General features: G+C 74.0%; 22 protein-coding genes. 5 read left to right on the top strand and 17 right to left on the bottom strand.

Annotation, left to right across the window (positions count from 1 at the left end; translation table 11 throughout):
* Positions 1-8: 8 nt before the first annotated feature.
* The 4 genes from IE248_RS26035 to IE248_RS26050 form a co-directional block, all read right to left on the bottom strand.
* A complete protein-coding gene (locus tag IE248_RS26035; RefSeq protein WP_073794200.1) occupies positions 9-392 on the bottom strand; it encodes a hypothetical protein in 384 nt (127 codons plus the stop codon).
* A 174-nt stretch (positions 393-566) separates the two neighbouring features.
* Positions 567-818 carry an EF-hand domain-containing protein gene (locus tag IE248_RS26040; RefSeq protein ID WP_037794593.1) on the bottom strand — a complete coding sequence of 84 codons (252 nt, stop codon included), beginning with the start codon at positions 816-818 and terminating at the stop codon, positions 567-569.
* Between the two features lie 104 nt (positions 819-922).
* Positions 923-1,543 (bottom strand): L-threonylcarbamoyladenylate synthase, encoded by a 621-nt coding sequence (locus tag IE248_RS26045; protein ID WP_037794591.1) that lies wholly within the window; start codon positions 1,541-1,543, stop codon positions 923-925.
* A 94-nt stretch (positions 1,544-1,637) separates the two neighbouring features.
* A complete protein-coding gene (locus tag IE248_RS26050) occupies positions 1,638-2,696 on the bottom strand; it encodes a YncE family protein (protein WP_190031870.1) in 1,059 nt (352 codons plus the stop codon).
* Between the two features lie 171 nt (positions 2,697-2,867).
* Between IE248_RS26050 and IE248_RS26055 the strand changes: the two genes are divergently transcribed.
* Positions 2,868-3,764 carry a LysR family transcriptional regulator gene (locus IE248_RS26055; protein WP_190031871.1) on the top strand — a complete coding sequence of 299 codons (897 nt, stop codon included), beginning with the start codon at positions 2,868-2,870 and terminating at the stop codon, positions 3,762-3,764.
* A 4-nt stretch (positions 3,765-3,768) separates the two neighbouring features.
* Here IE248_RS26055 and IE248_RS26060 read toward each other — a convergent pair whose 3' ends face one another.
* On the bottom strand, positions 3,769-5,223 hold the full coding sequence (locus tag IE248_RS26060) for an alpha/beta hydrolase family protein (protein ID WP_190031872.1): 1,455 nt from the start codon (positions 5,221-5,223) through the stop codon (positions 3,769-3,771).
* A 206-nt stretch (positions 5,224-5,429) separates the two neighbouring features.
* Here IE248_RS26060 and IE248_RS26065 point away from each other — a divergent pair, with 206 nt between their 5' ends.
* On the top strand, positions 5,430-5,882 hold the full coding sequence (locus IE248_RS26065; protein ID WP_124289772.1) for a hypothetical protein: 453 nt from the start codon (positions 5,430-5,432) through the stop codon (positions 5,880-5,882).
* Between the two features lie 34 nt (positions 5,883-5,916).
* Here the strand turns inward: IE248_RS26065 and IE248_RS26070 are convergent, their stop codons facing one another.
* The gene (locus tag IE248_RS26070) at positions 5,917-6,660 is read right to left on the bottom strand and encodes an aspartate/glutamate racemase family protein (protein WP_190031873.1); all 744 of its coding nucleotides are present in this window, start codon (positions 6,658-6,660) and stop codon (positions 5,917-5,919) included.
* Positions 6,661-6,822: 162 nt separating this feature from the next.
* Between IE248_RS26070 and IE248_RS26075 the strand changes: the two genes are divergently transcribed.
* Positions 6,823-7,326, top strand: a complete 504-nt coding sequence (locus IE248_RS26075) for an FBP domain-containing protein (protein ID WP_008742956.1) — start codon at positions 6,823-6,825, stop codon at positions 7,324-7,326.
* Here IE248_RS26075 and IE248_RS26080 read toward each other — a convergent pair.
* From IE248_RS26080 to IE248_RS26095, 4 genes are all read right to left on the bottom strand, one after another.
* Positions 7,316-8,614, bottom strand: coding sequence for a PP2C family protein-serine/threonine phosphatase (locus IE248_RS26080; RefSeq protein WP_190031874.1), 1,299 nt, complete (start codon positions 8,612-8,614; stop codon positions 7,316-7,318). The genes IE248_RS26075 and IE248_RS26080 overlap by 11 nt on opposite strands.
* Positions 8,615-8,674: 60 nt before the next feature.
* On the bottom strand, positions 8,675-9,232 hold the full coding sequence (locus tag IE248_RS26085; protein WP_190031875.1) for a DUF6328 family protein: 558 nt from the start codon (positions 9,230-9,232) through the stop codon (positions 8,675-8,677).
* Positions 9,233-9,287: 55 nt separating this feature from the next.
* Complete coding sequence (locus tag IE248_RS26090) at positions 9,288-9,674, bottom strand: VOC family protein (protein ID WP_073794214.1); 387 nt, start codon at positions 9,672-9,674, stop codon at positions 9,288-9,290.
* 107 nt (positions 9,675-9,781) lie between these two features.
* Complete coding sequence (locus tag IE248_RS26095; RefSeq protein ID WP_100581751.1) at positions 9,782-11,032, bottom strand: phospholipase D-like domain-containing protein; 1,251 nt, start codon at positions 11,030-11,032, stop codon at positions 9,782-9,784.
* A gap of 196 nt (positions 11,033-11,228) precedes the next feature.
* Between IE248_RS26095 and galK the strand changes: the two genes are divergently transcribed.
* The gene (gene galK, locus IE248_RS26100; RefSeq protein ID WP_037796909.1) at positions 11,229-12,368 is read left to right on the top strand and encodes a galactokinase; all 1,140 of its coding nucleotides are present in this window, start codon (positions 11,229-11,231) and stop codon (positions 12,366-12,368) included.
* Positions 12,369-12,381: 13 nt separating this feature from the next.
* On the opposite strand, the gene IE248_RS26105 is transcribed toward galK, so the two are convergent.
* From IE248_RS26105 to IE248_RS26130, 6 genes are all read right to left on the bottom strand, one after another.
* The gene (locus tag IE248_RS26105; RefSeq protein WP_190031876.1) at positions 12,382-13,623 is read right to left on the bottom strand and encodes an MFS transporter; all 1,242 of its coding nucleotides are present in this window, start codon (positions 13,621-13,623) and stop codon (positions 12,382-12,384) included.
* On the bottom strand, positions 13,620-14,999 hold the full coding sequence (locus IE248_RS26110; protein WP_190031877.1) for a GH1 family beta-glucosidase: 1,380 nt from the start codon (positions 14,997-14,999) through the stop codon (positions 13,620-13,622). The genes IE248_RS26105 and IE248_RS26110 overlap by 4 nt, the downstream gene beginning before the upstream one ends.
* A gap of 191 nt (positions 15,000-15,190) precedes the next feature.
* Positions 15,191-16,012, bottom strand: a complete 822-nt coding sequence (locus IE248_RS26115; protein WP_190031878.1) for a PIG-L family deacetylase — start codon at positions 16,010-16,012, stop codon at positions 15,191-15,193.
* 333 nt (positions 16,013-16,345) lie between these two features.
* Positions 16,346-16,504, bottom strand: coding sequence for a zinc-binding dehydrogenase (locus tag IE248_RS38600; RefSeq protein WP_229895528.1), 159 nt, complete (start codon positions 16,502-16,504; stop codon positions 16,346-16,348).
* Between the two features lie 38 nt (positions 16,505-16,542).
* Entirely contained in the window at positions 16,543-17,472 is a 930-nt protein-coding gene (locus tag IE248_RS26125; RefSeq protein WP_308438183.1) for an alpha/beta fold hydrolase, read from the bottom strand.
* A gap of 128 nt (positions 17,473-17,600) precedes the next feature.
* Complete coding sequence (locus tag IE248_RS26130) at positions 17,601-19,112, bottom strand: monooxygenase (protein WP_190031880.1); 1,512 nt, start codon at positions 19,110-19,112, stop codon at positions 17,601-17,603.
* Positions 19,113-19,174: 62 nt separating this feature from the next.
* Between IE248_RS26130 and IE248_RS26135 the strand changes: the two genes are divergently transcribed.
* Entirely contained in the window at positions 19,175-19,918 is a 744-nt protein-coding gene (locus IE248_RS26135; RefSeq protein WP_190031881.1) for a TetR/AcrR family transcriptional regulator, read from the top strand.
* Between the two features lie 46 nt (positions 19,919-19,964).
* Here the strand turns inward: IE248_RS26135 and IE248_RS26140 are convergent, their stop codons facing one another.
* Positions 19,965-20,366: a hypothetical protein gene (locus IE248_RS26140; RefSeq protein WP_190031882.1), complete on the bottom strand. Its 402-nt coding sequence runs from the start codon at positions 20,364-20,366 to the stop codon at positions 19,965-19,967.
* Positions 20,367-20,483: the final 117 nt, after the last annotated feature.

Below are 20,483 nucleotides of genomic sequence, written 5' to 3' on the forward strand. Positions count from 1 at the left end.
TCAGGGGCTCAGAGCCGCTCCTCCAGCCGGATCGCCGCCTCAAGGTCTTCCTGGGCCTGGCTGCGCTCGCCCGCGCCGTCGCCCGCCCGCAGTTCCAGGACCACCGCCGCGATGGCGTCGAGCTTGCGCTGGACGGCGTGCTCGGCGCGGCGCTCGGCGTTCTTCAGCAGGGCCAGCAGCAGCAGGGACACGGCGGCCATCGCGTCGCCCGCCAGGTGCTGCCATTCCGTGGGCAGCCCCGCCACGTGGACGGCCACGAAGCCGAGCACCAGCAGGACGCACAGGAGCGAGAAAACGGGGGAACTCGTGAAGTTGGAGGCCAGCTCGGCGAGCTTCTCGAAGCGGCCGACCTGCCCGTCCGCCTTGCGCCGCGCCGGATGTTCGAAGGTCACGCCGTACGCCTTCCCGCTGCGGGCCGGGTGACACACCCGAGGTGGCCGGTGGGTGGCCGCGGTAGGGAGGGGGAGTACCGCGGCCACCCGGCGGACCTCGTGGGCCGCTCACCGCACGAGCCGCCACCTCCAGCGTAGGCCGTAGTCGCCGACGCCGCTGGGAGCGCGCCCCGGCTACCAGCCGAAGCGGCGGTCCACCTCGCGGGAGAATTCCTCGAAGCTCAGCACGGCGTCGCCGTTCTGGTCGGCGGCGTCGAACAGGGCCGAGGAGGCGTCCGCGTCGCCCACGCCCCAGAACGGCAGGTCCCCGCCCGCGGCGAGGGTCGGGCCCTTCGAACGCAGCGCGGTGATCACCTCGGCGCGCGTCAGGACGCCGTCACTGTTGAGGTCGAGCGCTTCGAACAGCTTGCGGGCCTTCTCGCTCATCGCATGGTCCTTCCGGCAGGAAATCGGGCGGACTTTCCCGCCGCCCGACACCCTATGTCCGCCGCTCGCCGCCCCCGCGGGCCCCCTCCCCGCAGGGCGCCCGCCTACTCGAACCGGGAGGGGTCGCCCGCACCGCGGCGCACGATCTCCGCCTCGCCGCTGGAGAAGTCGATGACCGTCGTCGGTTCGGTCCCGCACTCACCGGAATCGATCACGCTGTCCACGACGTGGTCGAGCCGGTCCTTGATCTCCCAGCCCTGCGTCATCGGCTCCGCCTCGTCCGGCAGGAGCAGGGTGCTCGACAGCAGCGGCTCACCGAGCTCGGCGAGGAGCGCCTGCGTCACGACGTGGTCGGGGATGCGGACGCCGACCGTCTTCTTCTTCGGGTGCAACAGCTGGCGCGGCACCTCCTTCGTGGCCGGGAGGATGAAGGTGTAGCTGCCGGGAGTGGCCGCCTTGACCGCGCGGAACACGTTGTTGTCCAGGTTCACGAACTGGCCCAGCTGAGCGAAGTTCTGGCACACCAGGGTGAAGTGGTGACGGTCGTCGAGATTCCGGATGGTCCGGATGCGGTTCAGGCCGTCACGGTTGCCGAGCTGGCATCCCAGTGCGTAACAGGAGTCCGTGGGGTACGCGACGAGCGCGCCGCCCCGGATGGAGTCCGCGATGCTGCTGATGGTGCGCGCCTGAGGATTCTCGGGGTGCACGTCGAAGTACTTCGCCATCCGCCGAGACTACGCGATCCGGCAGCTCCCGCCCCCGGCGGCATCCGGCAGCAGCGCACGCCGGATGCCGGATGCCGCCGGGGGCCGTGCGCCGTCAGGCCCTCGGGACGTACGCGAGGCCGTGCGCTCCCGCACCGTCGCGCAGGCCGATCTCCAGCCGTCCCAGCCGGCGCATCGACTCAAGGTCGACCACGTCCACCGTCGACGACACCACACAGGCGACGTAGCCGGTCCGGCCGTCGGGCGACGAGGTGATGGTGAGCGGGAACAGGCCGACCTCGATGCCGCCGAGGCGCTCGCCGCCTTCCCCGGAGAACACCGTCAGCCGCCCCGGGGCGTGCCGGCCGAGCGGGGCCCCGGGATCCGGCGCCATGCGCAGCTCGCCCGCGAGCACCCGGCCGGTGGCGGTGTGGTGGACGGGGAAGACGAGGCCCTCGGTGGCCAGCGTGGCGGTGACCCCGGCGCGCGCGGTGTCGATGATCCGTACCCCGTTCGCGGGGCGCCCGCCGGCGCCGTCCTCCCGGCCGGCGAAGGAGCCGTAGGGCGCGGCCACGAACACCCGGGAACCGTCGGGGGAGACGGCGATGCCCTCGCTGCCCGGGACCTCGATCCGGTCGGTGAGCTTCCCGAGGCGCAGGTCGACGACGGAGACGAAGGGCGCCTCCTTGTTGCTCGCGTACCCGGTGGTGCCCGTGGCGTCGACGACGAACCAGTGCGGTCCGGGCGCCCCGGTGTCGATACGGCCGATCGGCCGCCGCGTCGCGGTGTCGATGACCACGACGCCGCCGGAGCGGTCGGGGCCGCCCTCGACGCTCACGTACAGCAGGCCCCGCGCCGCGTCGAGCGCGAGGCCGTGCGGGGCGTGCTCGGGCGCCAGGTCGACGACCTCGACGATCCGGCGGGTGTCCGGGTCGATGACGGTCAGCTCGCTGCGCCGGCCGCTGTTCGCGTGGTAGAAGCCCGACCGGTAGGAGGTGGTGCACCACAGGAGGCGCCGCGTCGGGTCGAAACAGAGCTCATGGGGCTCGGCCGGCACCTCGACGCCGCCGAGCGGGGTGTGCCGGGCGGCGTCGAAGAAGGAGACATCGGCGCCGCTCTGGCTGACCACCGCCAGTACGTCGCCTTCGGCTCCGGGACGGATCAGTTCCTGCATGTCGACTCCGGTGTGACGCAAGGGGAATGTGCCGCGGATCCGCAGCGCAAGGGGGATGTGCCGCGGATCCGCGGACGGGTCCCAGTCTCGAAGACGGCCGTACCCCCGGGCAATGCAAAGATCGGCATCATATGGTTGCGCCGAACGCAATCATCAGCGCCCGGAGTCGCCATGGACCTGAACCTGCTGCGCGCCCTCGACGTCCTCCTCCAGGAGAGCAGCGTGACGCGCGCCGCCGAACGGCTCGGCACCTCGCCCGCCGCCGCCAGCCGCATGCTGGGCAAACTCCGCCGGGCGGTGGGCGACCCCCTGCTGGTTCGGGCCGGCCAGCGGATGGTGCCCACCCCGCGCGCCCTGGAGCTGCGCGACGAGGTCGGCGCGCTCATGCGGCGCACCGACACCCTGCTCACCCCCTCCGCCGGATTCGATGCGGCCCACCTGCACCGGACCTTCACCGTCCAGGCGGGAGACCTGCTGCTGACCGGGCTGGCCGGGCCCCTGACCGACCGGGTGGGCGCCGAGGCACCCGGAGTGGACGTGGTGTTCCTGCCGGAGTCGGCGGAAGGCGGACCGGGGCTGCGGCTGGGGGACGTGGACGTGGAGCTGGGGGTGCTGGACCACCTCGATCCGGAGACCCGGACCGAGGAGCTGGCCCGGGTGCCCCTGGCCGGCGTCGCCCGCACCGGCCACCCCCTCTTCGACGGGCCGATCGACGCCCGCCGCTTCGCCGAGGCCGGCCACATCGGGATCTCCCGGCGCGGCCGGCGGCTCGGCCCGATCGACATCGCCCTGGCCCGCCAGGGGCTGCGGCGCCGGGTCGCGGTCGTCGTGCCCGGTCACACCAGCGCGATGATGCTGGCCGCCACCACCGACCTGGTGGCCCTCACCGTGGCCGGCTGGCTGCCGGAGGCCACCGCCGCGCTCGGCCTGCGGACCTTCCCCGTGCCGCTGGACCTCCCGCCGCTGGACATCGGGATGGCCTGGCACCCGCGCAACGGCGCCGACCCCGCCCACCGCTGGTTCCGGAGCCACGTCCGGGCCGCCGTCACCGGCCGGGCGCTCATCTGACCGGTCAGCGTCCGCCGCCCGGCCGGTGGACGCTCAGCTCCCCGTAGGCCGACAGGGCGGTGGGGAGATCGCCCCCGCCGCCTCGCAGCACGGAGTCGAGGAAGGCGAGGCAGGGTGCGGCGGTGGTGCGCACGCTCTCGGTGCGGCCCAGCGATCCGACGAGCGAGGGCACGGGGGGCAGGAAGAGAGGGGCGTCGGTGAAGGTGAGGTGCGCCGCCCCGGGAACGGTCAGGCGGTAGCCCGTCGCGGTGCCGAGGTCGAGGACCCGGGTGAGCTTCGGCAGGTAGTCGGGGTCGGTCGCCGGGCCGATCTCCTGGGTGAGCGCGAGCACCGGCTGGTGGTAGGGGGCCGGGGCGGGGTCGTGGGGGAAGCCGTCCAGGTCGATGACCGCGGCGAAACCCGGATCCTGGCGGGCCGCCTGGAGGGCGGCGCCACCGCCGAGGGAGTGCCCGGCGGCGGCGACTCGGTCGGTGTCGAGGCGGCCGGCGAGCACGCCCGCCGCCTCCCCGCGCGCGATCCGGCCCAACTCGGCCCGTACGAAGGAGAGATCGGCGGCCCGGACCGCCGTCCAGCCGGCCGCCCGCCGCTCGTCCTCGGCGTCGTCTCCGCTGGAGCCGACCCGCGTACGGACCACCCTGCCGTCGGAGAGGAGGACCGCGGCGGAGTCGTACGGGTGGTCCACGGCGGCGACCACATAGCCGTGTGAGGCGAGTTCCTCGGCCCAGGCCGTGTTCTGCGTACGCACCCCGCCCAGCCCGGGCGAGAACAGCACGACGGGGAAGCGCCCGCCCCGGCCGGCCACCGGGGCGCCCGGCACGGCGTGCGTACGGGCCCGGCCGAGGCCGTCCAGTACGAACCCGGGGGCGCCGGAATAGGCCGCGAGGCCGTCGGAGACGATACGGGCCTCCCGCTCGGTGGCGCCGAGGTAGCGGGCCCGCGGGGTCCCGGCGGGGCTGTCCCCCGCGGGGTACCAGAGCTGCACCACGACGGTCCGCCGGTCGTCGGGGGCGGCCGTGGCGGGTTCCGGTCGCGCGGGGTCGGTCAGCTCCAAGGCGGCGGTACCGACCGCGAATTGGCCCGACGGTTCGGGGAACACCGGCACGGGAAGGGCCCAGGAGGCGACCGGGCCCGCGGCGATCAGCGCGAGGCAGAGCGCCGACCCGGGCAGCGCCAGCCACCACCGCGCCCGGCGCGGCGTCCGCCCGCCGCGCCGCGGCAGCAGCGGGGCGAGCGCGAACGGCAGGGCGGCCGCCGCGCCGGCGAACACCGGGAGCAGCTGCCAGCGCGCGCCGATGACACCCGATGCCGCGCCCGACGCCAGGAACAGCGCCGCCGCGGCGATCGTCACCGGCCGGCGGGCGCCGGCGGGCAGCCAGCGCGCGAGGACCAGCGCGACGGCGGCCGCCACCAGGAGGACTTCAAGGGGGGACAGGGGTAATCCCGCAAGGGTTTCCTTCACATGGCGATGCTCGCCGGGCGGGCGGGAGGCTTCATCGCTCTCCGGTCGCGTGCGCCGTACGACCTGAGTCGTACCGGATCCCTTGCGGCGCAACGGCCCCAGCGGCGGCCGATTGCGGGGTCCGGCACCCTGTGCCAGCGTGGGTAGCCGGGGAGCTCGGGGACGTGAGGGGCGGGGCGACACCCAATCCCGACGAGGGGAAACTCATGAGGCGCATTCTGAGTACGGCCGTGAGCACCGCCGCGGCGCTGGTCCTGGCCGCAGGCGGAGCCTCCGCGGCGTTCGCGGCGGGCCCGAGTGGTGAACCGAGCGGCCAGCCGAGCGCGGCCGCGGCGCAACTGTGCACCGACCTGACCAAGCTCAACTCCGACACCGCGGCGCTCAACGCGCTGAATCCGTCGACCGCGACCAAGGACCAGGTCAAGACCGCCTACGACGCCGTCCAGAGCGACTGGGAGACGGTCGCGAAGTCCACGGCCACGTGGGAGGCGGCGCAGAAGGACGCGGTGAAGTCCGCCGCGGACGGCCTGAAGAAGTCCTACCAGGCCCTGCCCGGCGACACCACCGGCGGCGACGCCGTGAAGAAGCTGAAGCCGCAGGCCCAGACGCTGGACGCCGCCGTGAAGGCCGCGCGGACCGGGCTCAGCTGCCCCTCCTGAGGAAGCCGTACGGAATCGCCGGCCGGGCGCGTGCTCACGCGCTCCGGCCGGCGGTGCCGGTCCCGGCGCCGGTACCGGTGAGGGCCGTACTGCCCAGGGCCGCCTCCACGGCGGCCTCCGCGTGGATCCGGGCCGTCGGGAAGACCGGAACGGGGCTGTCCGCCGCGCCGACGAGCAGTTCGATCTCGGTGCAGCCCAGGATGATCCCCTCGGCGCCGTCGGCCACGAGCTGCCCGATGACGCGCCGGTAGGCGGCGCGGGATTCCTCGCGGACGATGCCCTGGCAGAGCTCTTCGTAGATCACCCGGTGCACCAGCGCGCGTCCGGCGGCGTCCGGCACGCGCACGTCGAGCCCGGCCGCCGCGAGCCGGCCGCGGTAGAAGTCCTGTTCCATGGTGAACGCCGTGCCGAGCAGCCCGACACGGCGCGCGCCGGCGGCCTTGACGGCGTCGGCGGTCGCGTCGGCGAGGTGCAGCAGCGGCACCGAGATTCCGGCCTGGACCTGGTCGGCGACCTTGTGCATGGTGTTGGTGCAGATCAGCACCAGATCCGCGCCCGCCGCCTCCAGGGAGCCGGCCGCCGCCGCCAGGACCTCGCCCGCCTCCGACCAGCGGCCCCCGGCCTGGAGCCGCTCGATTTCCGCGAAGTCGACGGAGTACAGCACGCAGCGGGCGGAATGCAGGCCGCCGAGGCGCTCGCGGGTGAGCTCGTTCAGCAGGCGGTAGTACTCGGCGGTCGACTCCCAGCTCATCCCGCCGAGCAGTCCGATCGTTTTCATGGCAGCGCTCCTCGGATTCGGCTCGGGCGAACCCGCCCTTCCATAAGTCATCACCCTATCAGTGGCTCGATCCATAAGTACTTCTTTGGTTCGGTGAAGGGCTCGTGGCGCTGTGGCAAAGTCGGATGACTGCGGTCCGTACCGCCACGTATCGTGCGTGACATGGACCCGCTCAACGAGAAACAGATCCGATCCTCCTTCGTGAACTGCACCAAGGGTGAGGCGGCCCGTCTGAAGCTGCCGGCGGATTTCGCCCAACTCCCCTGGGGGGACCTCGACTTCCTCGGCTGGGTGGATCCGGGCGCCCCGCTGCGTGCCCATGTCGTACGCCCCGGAGCGGACGGCTCCGCCGTCGGCATCACCCTCCGGGTCCCCGCCGTGAACCGCACCAGCGCCCTCAAGTCCAGCGTCTGCCAGATCTGTATGACCGGACACGCCGCCTCCGGCGTCTCGCTCCTCGTCGCCCCGCTCGCGGGCGCCCGCGGCCGCGAGGGCAACACGGTGGGGGTCTACGTCTGCGCCGACCTGGCCTGCTCCCTCTACATCCGGGGCAAGCGGCAGCCCAAGCTGCGGGGCACGGCCCACGAGGAGACGCTGACCGTGGACGAGCGCATCGCCCGCGCCAACGCCAATCTCGACGCGTTCGCCTCGCGCGTCACCGGCTGACGCGGCCCGGCACCACCCCGTCCGGCAGGCCGACGATCGCCTCGACCTCTCCGGTCCGGCGGTCCGGCCCGAGCCATTCGGCCAGCACCACGGTCGCGTCGTCGGCCAGCCGTTCGCGATGGTGGTCGAGGATCGCGTGGGTGAGCCGGCGCAGGGTCTCGGGGACGGGCAGCCCGTCGGAGTGGTGCCGGATGAGGAAGTCCATGAACCCGTCGAGGCCGAACTGGAGGCCGTCGGGATTGCGGGCCTCGGTGATGCCGTCCGTGTACAGCACCAGCCGGTCACCCGGTTCGAGCTGTTCGTGGCAGACGGTCGTCGCCAGCCCCAGATCGGTTCCCATGGGGTGGCCGGGCGGGCAGTGCAGCAGGGCGGACCAGCGGCCGCCGCGGATCACCACGGGCGGGTGGTGCCCGCGGTTGACCCAGGTCAGCCGGCCGGTCCGGGTGTTCAGATCGGCCAGCACCGCCGTCACGTACCGCTCCCGCCGGAACTCGCCCAGCAGCACCTCCTCGATGGCCTCGCTGGTCCGCGCCAGGTCCATCCCGTGGCGGCGGTTGTTGCGGCTGGTGGCGACCGCGAGGTTGGCGGTCATGCCCGCCGAGGTGTCGTGGCCCATGGCGTCGAAGACCGACAGGTGGAGCACGTCGTCGGCGAGGGCGTAGTCGAAGGCGTCCCCGCCGATCTCGTAGGCGGGTTCCATCACGCCGCAGATGACCACCTGGCCGTCCGCGTACGTCTGCGGCGGCGTGAGGTTCCACTGCATCTCCGCGGCCACGTTCATCTCCCGGGTGCGGACCAGGCGCGCGTGCGCGTCGCTGGAATCCCGCTTGCTCACCACCAGGAGCGCGACCGCGGTGGCCAGCAGCCGCATGCGGGCGGCCGTCGCCGCGTCGTCTCCCGCGGTGGTCACCCGCAGGACGCCCAGCCGCTCCGTCCCGCTCAGCAGTGGCAGCCACCACTGGTGGCCGCTCTCCACCCCGCCCGGCCCCTGGGACAGCACCCGGCCCAGCTGGAAGGCCCGGCCGGCCACGGTGGTGTCGATCCGCAGCTCGGCGTCCGCACCGGCGCCGGGACCGGCGTCCGCACCCGTGCCTCCCGGGGCGGCGCCCGGCAGCAGCACCAGCACGCGCTCCTGGAGGTCCGCGAGATAGATGAGCGCGTCCTCCAGCCCGGCGCGCGCGGCGTACGTACGGACCGCACCCGGCAGGTCGCGCCATGACATCAGGTGACTGGCCGCCAGCAGCCCGCCGAGCACGTCCGGGGCCCCGGGTGGTCCCTGATCGGCCATGCTCAGCTCCCTAGGTCCGCTCCCTCCAGCGTAAGAGCCGACCCGGAACGCGGCGCGCGGTCAGGGCCGGCCGGCGCCGCGGCCCCGGCGCCGGCCGCGGACCCACAGGGGCAGCGCGAACCAGCACAGCAGGTACCAGAGGAGGACTCCCGCGACGAGCCAGGGCACGAGCGCGTTGTGCGTGGTCACGCGCAGGACCAGGAGCAGGGCGGTGGTCAGGGTCGCCAGCAGCAGCAGGATGCCGATGAAGGTGAGCCGCGAGGCCCACACGACCGTCTCGGGTTTGATCCGGCGGCCCCACACGAGGCGGTGGAAGGCGACGGGACCGATGAGCGCGCCGGTGGCCAGGGAGGCGAGGACCACGGTGACGACGTAGATCGTCGTGTCCGTCTGCGGGAGGCGCCGGAACTCCGTGGTGAAGGCGACGGAGAGCAGGAAGCCGAAGAGGATCTGCACCCCGGTCTGGGCGACCCGGATCTCCTGGACCAGATCCTGCCACTGCCGGTCCGCGCGTTCCTCCGGACTCTCGTCCCGGCCGTCGTCCCTGCCGTCGTTCCGGCCGCCGTCACGCGCGTCGTGCCCGGCGGGGTCCGGCCGGGCGTCGCCACTGCTGCTCATGGATCCTCCCTCGGGCGGCACCCGGCTCCTGCCCGCCCGGACCACCCCCAACCCCTCACGGGCGGAACCGGAGCGGATGGTCCGCCGGGACCTCCACGACGGCGATGCGCACGCCGTCCGGGTCGGCGATCCACATCTCGATCAGCCCCCAGGGCTCCCGCAGCGGCGGCCGCAGCACCTCCGCGCCCCGCGCCCGCAGCTCCTCGTACACCGCCTGTACGTCGGCGACTTGGAGCCACAGCCGCAGCCCGGGCGCCGGTGGGTCCTCGGAGCGGCCCGAGACCTCCAGGAAGCCGCCGCCGAGGAAGTACACCGTGCCCCGCTCCGGACCGGTGCCGAACTCGCGGTAGACGGCGAGCCCGAGGGTCTCACCGTAGAAGGCCCGGGAACGCTCCGGGTCCGTGGGGCGCAGCAGGACCCTGCTGCCCAGTACGTGCACCATGCGCCGACTGTAGGGCCTGCGCGCCGGTGGCCCCCGGTGAATCGCGGGAGGAGCGCCGCCACCGGGTCGGGGGCGGGCCGCCCCGCCCCGCCCCGCCTCACCTCATCTCACCACGCCGCGCAGTGCGGACCCGCCTTGATCGAATCGAAGTTCGCAGCGAACGCGTCGTACACCGCCGCGTCGTCGATCTTCAGCAGCGTCTCGTCGTGCGAACGCAGGTTCGGGTAGGTGTAGTTGTGGCTGCCCGTGAAGACCAGCTTGCGGTGGGCCCCGCCCAGGTAGGTGCCCTCGATCAGCAGGTACTTGGAGTGGATGCCGATCGCCCGGGTCGCCCCGGCGGCATCGGTCGCGGTGCCCGCGCACCGCGCGGTGTGGTCGAGCCGCCCGGCGATCGCGTCCCGGACGCCGTCGCCGAGGTTGCCGTCCTCCCCGTTGTGCAGGAGCTCCACCCGGCAGCCCGCTGCCTTCAGCCCGACGAGCTTGTCCGCCACCTGGGTGCGGGTGAAGGCGTACATGCCGATCCGGACCTTGGTCGCCCCGCCCGCGCAGTCCACGTTGTTCAGCAGCGAGACCACGGTGTCGGTACCGGGGTCGGTGGCGTACGTCGTCCCCGCCTTCTCCTGGCGCGGGAAGAAGTACGTCTTGTACGGGCCCGCGTCCGTGGTCTTGTAGTACGTGGCCAGGCCGTTCCCGGAGGCGCCGTACCCGCGCAGGTCCTGCCAGTACGCCAGGTACGACGCGTACAGGCCGGAGCCCGCGTCCGGGATGGTCACCGCGTTGTTGAAGAGGTTGCGCCGCTGACTGGTGGTCAGGTTCGCGGAGGTCTGGAACACCACCTTCTCGGTGGCGCCGACCTTGGAGAAGAGCATGAACTTGTTGTGGTTGATGGCGCCGTCGTCGCCCCCGCCCAGGTTCCGGTTGCCGACGCACCCGCGCGTCGCCGGGCAGGCCAGCACCCACGAGTCGGCGGCGAGGTCCGTTCCCAGGCCGGTCGCCGCCGCGAGCGTCGCGTACTCCGAGCCGGTGGCCTTGCCGTCCGGGCCGGTGGCCGCCACCGCGTCACCGTCCACGATGAGCCTGACCTTCACCCCTCGCTTCTTCGCCGAGATCAGCGCGTTGCTGACACCGCCGTCCGTGAACAGGTACATCGAGCCGCTGATCTCCGCACCGGCCGGCGTCCGGTTGACCAGGGAGATCAGCTGGTTGCGGATCGCGTCCTGCTGCGCCGCCGTCCCGGCGGGGTCGTTGAAGGTCGCGGTGAGCGCCACGGTGTCGTCCGCGGCGACCGCGCCCGGCGCCTCCAGCAGCGCGGCCCCCAGGATGAGTGCCCCTGCCACCGCTGCGTTGCGTATGCGCACGCCCTGCTCCGATCTGATCTTCCAACGAGTCGATCTTGGAACCTACCGCACCGCGCGGCACCCTCCTGCGGGCGAGGGCGCCGTGCTCGTTCCCGGTTCTGTTGACTTCGCACGGGGCGGTCAGGATCCTGGCTCTTGCCGTGACCGGGGCGCGCACCCGACGGGGCGCGTGCACCCGAGGAGAGGAACGGAAGCCGTGGGGGAGTACGAGGGGGCGGCCGCCTTCGCGCGGCACTTCGGCGGCGCGGCCGAGGGAGTGTGGTCGGCCCCGGGCCGGGTCAACTTCATCGGCGAACACACCGACTACAACGACGGCTTCGTCCTCCCGATCGCCCTGCCCCACCGTACGAGGGTCCACGCACGGCGCCGCGCCGACGACACGCTCCACCTCGTCTCCACCGCCGCGCCGGCCCCGGCGTCCTACGACCTGACCGCGCTGCGGCCGGGCGCGGCGGGCGCACCCGGCGGCTGGTCAGCGTACGCCGCCGGCGTCGCCTGGGCCCTGCGCGGAGCCGGACACCGCGTGGGCGGAGCGGAACTCCTCATCGACGGCGACGTGCCCCCGGGCGCCGGGCTGTCCTCCTCCGCCGCCCTCGAATGTGCGGTGGCCACGGCGCTCCGTGCCCTGTACGGGATCGCGCTCACGGCTCCCGAGACGGCCCTGCTGGCCCAGCGCGCCGAGAACGCCTTCGTCGGCGTCCCGTGCGGAGTGATGGACCAGATGGCCTCCATGTGCTGCACCCCGGGGCACGCCCTCTTCCTCGACACCCGCTCCCTCGCCCTCGCGCAGGAGCCGCTTGACCTGGCGGCCGCGGGCCTGCGCCTCCTCGTCATCGACACCGGGACCAAGCACGCCCTGGCCGACGGGGAGTACGCCGCACGGCGCCGGGAGTGCGAACTGGCCGCCGTCCTGATCGGGGTGGACGCACTGCGCGACATCGAATCCGTGGCGCAGCTGAACGTCCTGCACGACCCGGTGCTCCGCGCCCGGGCGCGGCACGTCGTCACCGAGAACGCCCGGGTGCTGCGCACCGTCCGCCTGCTCCGCTCCCACCGGCTGCGGGAGACCGGCCCGCTCCTCACCGCCTCCCACCTCTCGCTGCGCGACGACTTCGCCGTCTCCTGCCCCGAGCTGGACCTCGCCGTGGAGGCCGCTCTGGCGGCGGGCGCGCTCGGCGCCCGGATGACGGGCGGCGGCTTCGGGGGCTCGGCGATCGCCCTGGTCGAGGCCGCCGGGGCGGGAGCGGTGTCGGCCGCGGTCCTGCGCGCGTTCGCCGCGGCGGGCTTCGGCGCGCCGCGCCTCTTCGAGGCGGTGCCGTCCGCCGGGGCGTCGTGAGCGGCGGGCCCGGTCAGGCCACCCCGCGGATCCGGCGGACCAGGACCGATCCCGCGAGGGCGAGGAAACCCGCGAGCGCGTACAGCGCGGTGTAGCCGCCGAGGTGGGAGACGACCGGCGCGGCGATCACCGGGGCCAGTACCTGGGGCAGGGCGTTGGCGATGTTGATGACGCCGAGGTCCCTGCCCCGGTCCTCGGCCGTCGGCAGGACGTCCGTCAGCAGGGCGAAGTCCACCGACGTGTAGACGCCGAAACCGAGGCCGAGGACGAGCGAGGCGACGACCGCGCCGGTCCAGGTCTGCCAGACGGCCAGCAGCAGGGTAGCCGCCGTGATCACCAGCCCCGACCCGATGACGTACGCCTTCCGCCGGCCCGAACGGTCCGAGCGGATCCCGCTGACGACCACCGTGGACAGCAGGGTGAGCGCGTTGAGCGCGGTGAGGATCAGGACGCCGGTGTCCGCGTCACCCTCGTAGCGCACCGCGTCGGTCAGGTAGTAGAGCAGGTACATCGTGCTGATGGAGTACGAGAGGTTCATCAGGAACCGGGTGAGCCAGGCCCACCCGAAGTCGGGGTGGCGGCGCGGGTCGATCCAGAAGCCGGTGAGGAAGGTCCGCCACCGCAGAGCCGGGCGGTCGGCGGGGGAGAGCCGTACGTCCCGCCGCATCAGGACGTACGGAACGGCCGTGAGCACCGAGAAGGCCGCACAGGCCAGGTATCCGGCGGTGATCCCGCCCGCGGCCGTGGCCAGCGCCGTGCCGACCAGGATGCCGCCGACCTGCGAGACCCCCAGCCAGCCGCCGACCAGGCCGCGCTGCCGGCGCGGGACCTGGTCGGGGACGGCCGCGGTGAGGGCGGCGAACGCCGCGTTGAGGGCGAGCTGCACCAGGCACCAGCCCGCGATCACGGCCGTGACGCTCGCCGCCCGGGACAGCAGGAGGAGCCCGGCCGCGCCGCCCGCCACCCCGGCCACCACCCACGGGACGCGGCGGCCGACGCGTGCCGTCGTACGGTCGGACAGGGCCCCGAAGACCGGGTTCGCCACCATCGAGACGGCCGCCCCCACCCCGGTCACCAGGGCGAGCGTGGACGTCTTGTGCTCCGGGGCGAGGTACTCGGCCTGGCGCGCCAGGAGCAGCTGGAGCGGGCCGAACCAGCCGACCCAGACCCCGAGGTTCGCCAGGGACAGGGCGCTCACCCAGCCCCCGCCCACCCCGGTTGCGGCGGGGGCGGCCGCCTCCCGGGCGCCCGTCACCGGTTGCTCTCGACCACGTCGCGGTACCAGGCGTACGAGTCCTTGGGGGTGCGCGCCAGCGTGTCGTAGTCGACGTGGACGAGCCCGAAGCGCTGCCGGTAGCCCTCCGCCCACTCGAAGTTGTCGAGGATCGACCAGATGAAGTAGCCCCGGACGTCGACCCCTTCGGCCATCGCCCGGTGCAGGGCGCGCAGATGGCCGTCGTGGTAGGCGATCCGGCGGGCGTCGGCGATCCGGCCGTCGGCGGGGTCGGGCGCGTCGCCGTACGAGCAGCCGTTCTCGGTGATGTACACGGGCGGCAGCCGGTCGCCGTAGCGCTCGCGCATGGTGACGAGCAGCTCGCGCAGCCCGTCGGGCACCACCGGCCAGCCGAAGTCGGTGTGTTCGTACCCCTCGATCGGGCGGATGGAGAACGGCAGGTCGGAGGGTATCTCGATGCCGCCGAAGCCGGAGGGGGCGGCGGTCTCCTCCGGTCGCGGGGCGCCGACGAGCATGGGGTTGTAGTAGTTGATCCCGTACCAGTCCAGCGGCGCGGAGATCGTCTTGAGGTCCTCCGCGACCGGCCCGGGAAGCAGCGCGGCCAGGTTCTCGTCCGGGTAGGCGCCGGTCAGGAGGGGATCGGCGAAGAGGCGGTTGGTGAGCGTGTCGTACAGCTCGGCGGCGGCCCGGTCCTCCTCGCCGTCCCCGGCGGCCCACACGGGGCTGTGCGAGGCGGCGATGCCGATCTCGCGGGCACCGGCGGCGCGCAGCGCCTGCACGGCCAGGCCGTGGGCGAGGAGCTGGTGGTGCGCCACCGGCAGCGCGTCGAAGACCAGGCGCTCGCCGGGGGCGTGCTCACCGAGCCCGTACCCGAGGAGGGTGACCTCGGCGGGCTCGTTGATGGTGATCCACATCGGGACGCGGTCGGCGAGCCGCTCCGCGACCACCGAGGCGTACGAGGCGAACCGCTCGGCGGTGTCGCGGCTGAGCCAGCCGCCCCGCTCCTCCAGGGCGAGCGGGGTGTCCCAGTGGAAGAGGGTGGGCGCCGGGGCGATGCCGGCGGCGCACAGCTCGTCGACGAGCCGGTCGTAGAAGTCCAGCCCCTTGCGGTTGACCCGGCCCGCGCCCTCCGGGAGCACGCGCGACCAGGAGACGGAGAACCGGTAGGCGCCGACGCCGAGGCTGGCCATCAGCGCCACGTCCTCGCGGTAGCGGCGGTAGTGGTCGGTGGCCACGTCCGCGTGCGAGCCGTCCTTGACGGCTCCCCGCCGCTTGGTGAAGGCGTCCCAGGAGGACGGGCCCCGGCCGTCGGCGGTGACCGAGCCCTCGATCTGGAAGGCGGAGGCGGAGACGCCCCACAGGAAGCCGGCGGGGAACGGGGGCAGGGGGGCTGTCATGCGGACTCGCTTCGTTCGGGGGATCCGGGCACGTCGGCATGGCCAACAGGGCTCCGCTGGCGCGGTGTTGGCGATGTCTTTGACGGCACTGTTGGGCCCCGCGGCCCGCCCTGTCAATGGAAAGTGAACAATTCTCAACTTTCATCGGGGCGTGGTGGGCCCGCACGGCGACCCGGCACGGGTGTCCCGGCTCAGCCGCAGTCGGCGGACCAGGTCCGGCCCCCGGGTGCCGGCGAGGCGTCCCCGGCGCGGTCCGCGGTCAGTTCGCTCTGGGGGTGGGCGGCGGGGCCCGCGTCGTGCCGGATGTACCACTCGGTGGACAGCAGCGACTGCCTGGCGGCCGCCGGGAGTCCGGCGAGATGGCCCGGCATGGCCCCGCGCGCCACCTCGGTGCGGTGGGCCAGCACGGCGGCCCACTTCCGCCCCAGCCAGGGCCCGACATTGACGGTCGCGGTCACCAGCTCGTCCGCGACGGTGTTCATCCCCTTCCCCGTCGGGGCCAGGTACCCACCCAGCGTCCGGACCGCCGAGTGCGGGTGCGTGGCGAAGTACAGGGCGCCCGGCTGCCAGGGCGCGCCGGCGTCCGGGTAGAGCCGCTCCAGCCCGGCCGCCTGCACGGCGAGCAGCGTCACCCGGTGCGTGTGCACGTGGTCGGGGTGGCCGGGCAGCCCGCCGTACGCGTCGTGCGTGACCACGACGTCCGGGCGGAACTCCCGGATGTGCGCGACCAGTCGCCGCACCGCCTCGTCCAGCGGGGCGTCGCAGAACCGGGCCGCGCCCGGCGCCGAATGCGGTGCGCGCGCGTCGGCGTACCCGAGCAGCCGCGGCTCACCGGCGCCGAGGATGCGCAGCGCCTCGGTCAGCTCGGCGGCGCGCGGGGTGCCGGGCGCCCACGTCGTGGTGACCACCGCCGTTCTCGCGCCCGCGGCGGCGTGCATGGCGAGCACCCCGCCCGACGACAGGGACTCGTCGTCCGGGTGTGCGTAGACCGCGAGCAGGCTCGGTGCGGGCATCGATGCGTGACCTTTCGCTGCGGGAAGCCGGATCACGAGCCGGCGCGCGCGCCGGTCCGTGTACCGGTTGTAGCGGGGGCCACAGAAAGAAGCCGATGACTCGTCTCGATCGAGGGCGGCGCACACCTGAATCCGGCCACCGGCCGGCGCTGGTCCTGTCCGGGCGGCAGCGCGCTGAACGGCAGGAACGATATTCAGCCTCGCCCCGTCCGCCGCGCTCCCGGCAGCCGGCACGACCGGCCCCTACGGCCTCTGACCCGCACCGTCGCGGCCGGGCCCGCACCCCGCGCCGCCGCCCCGCCGAATGGCGCGAAGCGGCGGTCGGGCGGCGCCTCAACGGCCCACGGTGACCACGGTCTTGCCCACCTGCGTGTGGGACTCCAGGTGCTGGTGCGCCCGTACGATCTCCTCCAGCGGGAACAGCCGGTCCACCACCGGCCGGAACGCCCCGCCGCGCAGACCCGAGGCGACGAGGGCGGCGGCGCGCCGCATCCGCTCCGGGTCCCGCTTCCGGTCGGCGGCGCGCCCGGTCAGGGGATGACGGGGGAGGCCGGGGACGGGGCCGGGACCGGGGCGCTGCGGCAGGGGTGCGCCTCCACGCGGTGGACCAGCGCGGCGATCCGCTCCGCGAGCGGGGGCCACAGGGCCTGCGGCAGGCTGTGGCCCATCCCGTCGATCACCATCAGTTCCGCGCCGTCGATGGCCGCCGCGGTCGCCTGGCCGCCGCTGACGTCGCACATCGAGTCGTTGGCGCCGTGGATCACCAGCGCGGGCACCCGCAGGGTCCGCAGCCGCTCCGTCCGGTCGCCCGAGGCGAGGGCGGCGACCGCCTGGCGGGTGATCCCGACGGGATCGTGGGCCCGGTCGTAGGAGCGGCCGGCGCGCTCGACGGCCGCGGCCTCGTCGAAGCCGAACCCGGGCGAGCCGAGCGCCCGCGCGATGCGGACCATCCGCTCGACGGCCTCCTCCCGGTTCGTGGGCGACGGCCCCGCGAACGCGCTGAGCACCTCGGGGCTGGCCCGGCCCACGGACGGGTCACCGGTCGTGGACATCACGGAGGTCAGCGAACGGACCCGGCCGGGGTGCTCGATCGCGACCGTCTGGGCGATCGCCCCGCCCAGCGAGGCGCCGACCAGGTGCGCGCTGTCCAGCCCGAGCGCGTCGAGCAGCCCGACCGAGTCGGCCGCCATGTCGGAGAGGGTGTACGAAGCCGAGGACGTGTCGCCGGCCAGGGCGGCCATGAAGTCCGGCTTCGGGGCGTCGGAGAAGTGCGACGACAAGCCGCTGTCGCGGTTGTCGAAGCGGATCGGCTGCACGCCGCGCGCCACGAGCTCGGCGCAGAAACCGTCCGGCCAGCCGATCAGCTGTGCCCCGATCCCCATCACCAGCAGGACGGGCGGCGCCTGCGGATCCCCGAGGCGCTCGTACACCACCTCGATCCCGGCCGGTCCGACGTTCACGGCCCGTTCCTCGCCCATGGCCACACCACACCCTCTCCTCGGGACACGCTGCGCCCGACAGCCTGCCGCAGGCCGGGGCCGATCCGGGCCAGGCGCGACGGCCGGCCCCGGGGCGGTGCGCGATCCGTTTACGGGCGTGGCTCCCCGACCCAGGCGGTCAGGGCCGACGAGCGCTCGGCGCGGCGGGCGGCGGCGTCGGTGGTCCGGCTCGCCCAGGCGACGTGGCCGTCGGGGCGTACGAGGACCTCCGCCACCCCGTCGAGGCCCGGGTGCCCGGCGCCGTCGGGGGTGGCGGCGACGGCGGTGACCCGGTCGGCCCACGCGCGGGCGCCGTCCGCGGCGCCGGCGTCCCCGCTGAGGTCGAGCAGTACGAAGCGGCCGTCGTGCAGCAGCTCGTAGACCCGGGAGGCTGCCGAACCGGCGACGCCCAGCGCGATGTCCGGCATCCGCCCGCCGACCAGCGGATCGGCCCCGGTGCCGGCGGGGGCCGGATAGGCGGTGTCGAGGGCGGAGACCAGCCCGGCCAGGTGCCGGTTGACCTCCGGCATCCCGAGCAGCCCGTCGACCAGGCTCCGCAGGGCCGCGGCCGGGCGCGCGTACCGCGGCACCAGCGTCAGCTCCAGCAGCAGCGTCTGGACCTCGGTGTTCTCCGTGACCGCCCGCCCGACCGGGTGGCGCTCGCCGTGGTAGCTGTCGAGCAGTCCCTCCGGCGCCCAGCCGTGGATCTCGGCCGCCAGCTTCCACCCCAGGTTCATCGCGTCCTGGAGCCCGGTGTTGAGGCCCTGTCCGGCCGCTGGGAAGTGGATGTGCGCCGCGTCCCCCGCCAGCAGTACCCGCCCGGAGCGGTACCGCTCGGCGAGCCGGGTGGCGTTCCCGAACCGGGACAGCCAGCGGGGCTCGGAGACCCCGCAGTCGCTCCCGCAGGCCCGTATCAGCGCGGCGCGGAACTCCTCTGCCGTGACCGGCTCGGCGCTCGGGATCCGCATCCGCTCCGGATCCACGACCACGAAGCGGGTCAGGCCGCCCTCCAGGGGAACGGCGAGCACCCCCTGGGCGCGGGCCCGCCCGAGGGCCTCGGGGTCGGCCTTCGCGAAGTCGCCGAGCATCCCGGTCAGGGTCTCGTCGGTGCCGGGGAACCCGATGCCGGCCGCCTGCCGTACGAAGCCGCGCCCGCCGTCGCAGCCGACGACGTACCGGGCGCGCAGGGTTTCGGTGCCGTCGGGGCCGCGTACGTCCACCTCCGCTCCCTCCGGGTCCTGGCGCAGGCCGACGCTCTCGCGCCCCCGGCTGATCTCCACGCCGAGCTCGTGCGCCCGCGCCTCCAGGAGCGCCTCGGTGTGCGCCTGGGCCAGGAACAGCGTGTACGGGTGCCGGGTGTCGAGCGCGCCGAAGTCCAGCGGGGTGTCCAGCGCGGCGAAGTGCCAGCCGGGCAGGGTCCGGCCGAGCGCGAGGAAGCGGCCGGCCAGCCCCCGCTGGTCCATCAGCTCGACGCTGCGCGGGTGCAGGGTGAGCGCCCTGGAATGCGGCTGGGGCTCCGCGCGCCGCTCCACCACCCGGGTCCGTACGCCGGCCAGCGCGAGCTCGCAGGCGAGCATCAGCCCGGTCGGACCCGCGCCCACGACGATCACATCGGTGTCCATCGCAACCTCTCCCTATTTAGTGAACGCTGTTCACGTGAACGATGTTCACTATAGTGGGGTTCATGAGCTCACCGTCCACCCCGCACTCCGCCGAAGGCCCCCGCGCGGCCCGCGGCCGGCCCCCGAGGCTCGACCAGGGCCGCACCGCCCGGGCCGCGCTCGACCTCCTGGACGAAGCCGGCCTGGACGCGCTCACCATGCGGCGGCTGGCCGACGCGGTCGGCGTCCAGGCCGGGGCCCTGTACCGGCACTTCGCCACCAAACAGGACCTGCTCACCGTCATGGCCGAACGGATGCTGGAGGGCTGCTCCGCCCCGCCGCCGGAAGGCGACTGGAGCGAGCGGCTGACCGTCCTCGCCCACCGGATGCGGACGGCGCTCCTCGCCCATCGCGACGGTGCGCGCGTCTACGCGGGCACCCACTCGACCGGCGCGAACACGCTCGGCTTCGCGGAAACCCTCGTCGGCGTCCTGCGCGAGGCGGGCTTCCGCGACGAGGACGCCGCCCGCGCCGTCCTGGCCGTCGTCAACTTCACCGTCGGGCACACCCTGGAAGAACAGGCCGCCCTCCAGCCGAGGGACTCGGCCGCGGCCGGAGCGGGCCCGGCGGAAGCGGGCCCGGCCGACCCCGACCGGCTGCGCCGGGCGGTGGCGGCGCAGGATTTCCCCCACCTCACCGCCGCGCTGCCCGTCCTCACGAGCACCGACTTCGCCGCGCACTTCGCCTTCGGCCTGAACCTGCTCGTCCAGGGCCTGCGCGCGACGGAGCGGAACGGGCCGGCCGGCGCCGCCGAGGCCCGGCCGTGACCCCGGGCGCCCCCTCGCGGGGGCGCCCGCACCCCTTCCCGCGGGCTCAGCGCCCGGCGGTCGGCCCGAACTCGGACCGCAGCCGCGCGGCCTCCTCCGCCGCCGCGCCGGCCTCCGTCGTACGGCCCATCAGGGCCAGCTGCTCCTCGTAGTGGACCAGCGAGGTGACGAGCAGCCAGGCCCAGCCGGGTTCGACCGCGTGCATTCGGCGCGCGGCGGCGACGGACTCGGCCCGCAGGGCCAGCTTTATCTCCGGCCGGTGGGCGAACTCGTGGGGGTCGTACTCCCACAACGCCTCGGCCAGCAGGGGCAGATAGGCCGGCGGGCTCACCTGGGCGAGCAGACGGTAGGCCGCGACCCGTTGCCGCAGCGGCAGCACCTCCGAACCGAGCAGGGCCACCCTCGCCCGCAGGACCGCTTCGTGACTGATGTTCGCCGAGTGATTCATGCCGGTGATTCTCAAAGCCGCACAGTCGCCCAAACAAGGGCAATCAGCTGTGCCCTTGGTCCTACGAAAACGCCCTCTGACCTGTCATGATGGATACGTCATCACCCCTGCGCCCCC

Origin of the sequence: Streptomyces goshikiensis, from assembly GCF_014650555.1 — a bacterium.
In the GTDB taxonomy this organism is placed as follows: Bacteria; Actinomycetota; Actinomycetes; order Streptomycetales; family Streptomycetaceae; genus Streptomyces; species Streptomyces goshikiensis.

Bases quoted from the DNA above. Each gene is read 5' to 3' on its own strand.
- IE248_RS26085 (WP_190031875.1), bottom strand. From the start codon at position 9,232: ATGAGCAGCAGTGGCGACGCCCGGCCGGACCCCGCCGGGCACGACGCG.
- IE248_RS26065 (WP_124289772.1), top strand. From the start codon at position 5,430: ATGAGGCGCATTCTGAGTACGGCCGTGAGCACCGCCGCGGCGCTGGTC.
- IE248_RS26115 (WP_190031878.1), bottom strand. From the start codon at position 16,012: ATGCCCGCACCGAGCCTGCTCGCGGTCTACGCACACCCGGACGACGAG.
- IE248_RS26130 (WP_190031880.1), bottom strand. From the start codon at position 19,112: ATGGACACCGATGTGATCGTCGTGGGCGCGGGTCCGACCGGGCTGATG.
- IE248_RS26040 (WP_037794593.1), bottom strand. From the start codon at position 818: ATGAGCGAGAAGGCCCGCAAGCTGTTCGAAGCGCTCGACCTCAACAGT.
- IE248_RS26135 (WP_190031881.1), top strand. From the start codon at position 19,175: ATGAGCTCACCGTCCACCCCGCACTCCGCCGAAGGCCCCCGCGCGGCC.
- IE248_RS26090 (WP_073794214.1), bottom strand. From the start codon at position 9,674: ATGGTGCACGTACTGGGCAGCAGGGTCCTGCTGCGCCCCACGGACCCG.
- IE248_RS26075 (WP_008742956.1), top strand. From the start codon at position 6,823: ATGGACCCGCTCAACGAGAAACAGATCCGATCCTCCTTCGTGAACTGC.
- IE248_RS26050 (WP_190031870.1), bottom strand. From the start codon at position 2,696: ATGCAGGAACTGATCCGTCCCGGAGCCGAAGGCGACGTACTGGCGGTG.
- IE248_RS26140 (WP_190031882.1), bottom strand. From the start codon at position 20,366: ATGAATCACTCGGCGAACATCAGTCACGAAGCGGTCCTGCGGGCGAGG.
- IE248_RS26070 (WP_190031873.1), bottom strand. From the start codon at position 6,660: ATGAAAACGATCGGACTGCTCGGCGGGATGAGCTGGGAGTCGACCGCC.
- IE248_RS26055 (WP_190031871.1), top strand. From the start codon at position 2,868: ATGGACCTGAACCTGCTGCGCGCCCTCGACGTCCTCCTCCAGGAGAGC.
- IE248_RS26080 (WP_190031874.1), bottom strand. From the start codon at position 8,614: ATGGCCGATCAGGGACCACCCGGGGCCCCGGACGTGCTCGGCGGGCTG.
- IE248_RS38600 (WP_229895528.1), bottom strand. From the start codon at position 16,504: ATGCGGCGCGCCGCCGCCCTCGTCGCCTCGGGTCTGCGCGGCGGGGCG.
- IE248_RS26045 (WP_037794591.1), bottom strand. From the start codon at position 1,543: ATGGCGAAGTACTTCGACGTGCACCCCGAGAATCCTCAGGCGCGCACC.
- IE248_RS26110 (WP_190031877.1), bottom strand. From the start codon at position 14,999: ATGACAGCCCCCCTGCCCCCGTTCCCCGCCGGCTTCCTGTGGGGCGTC.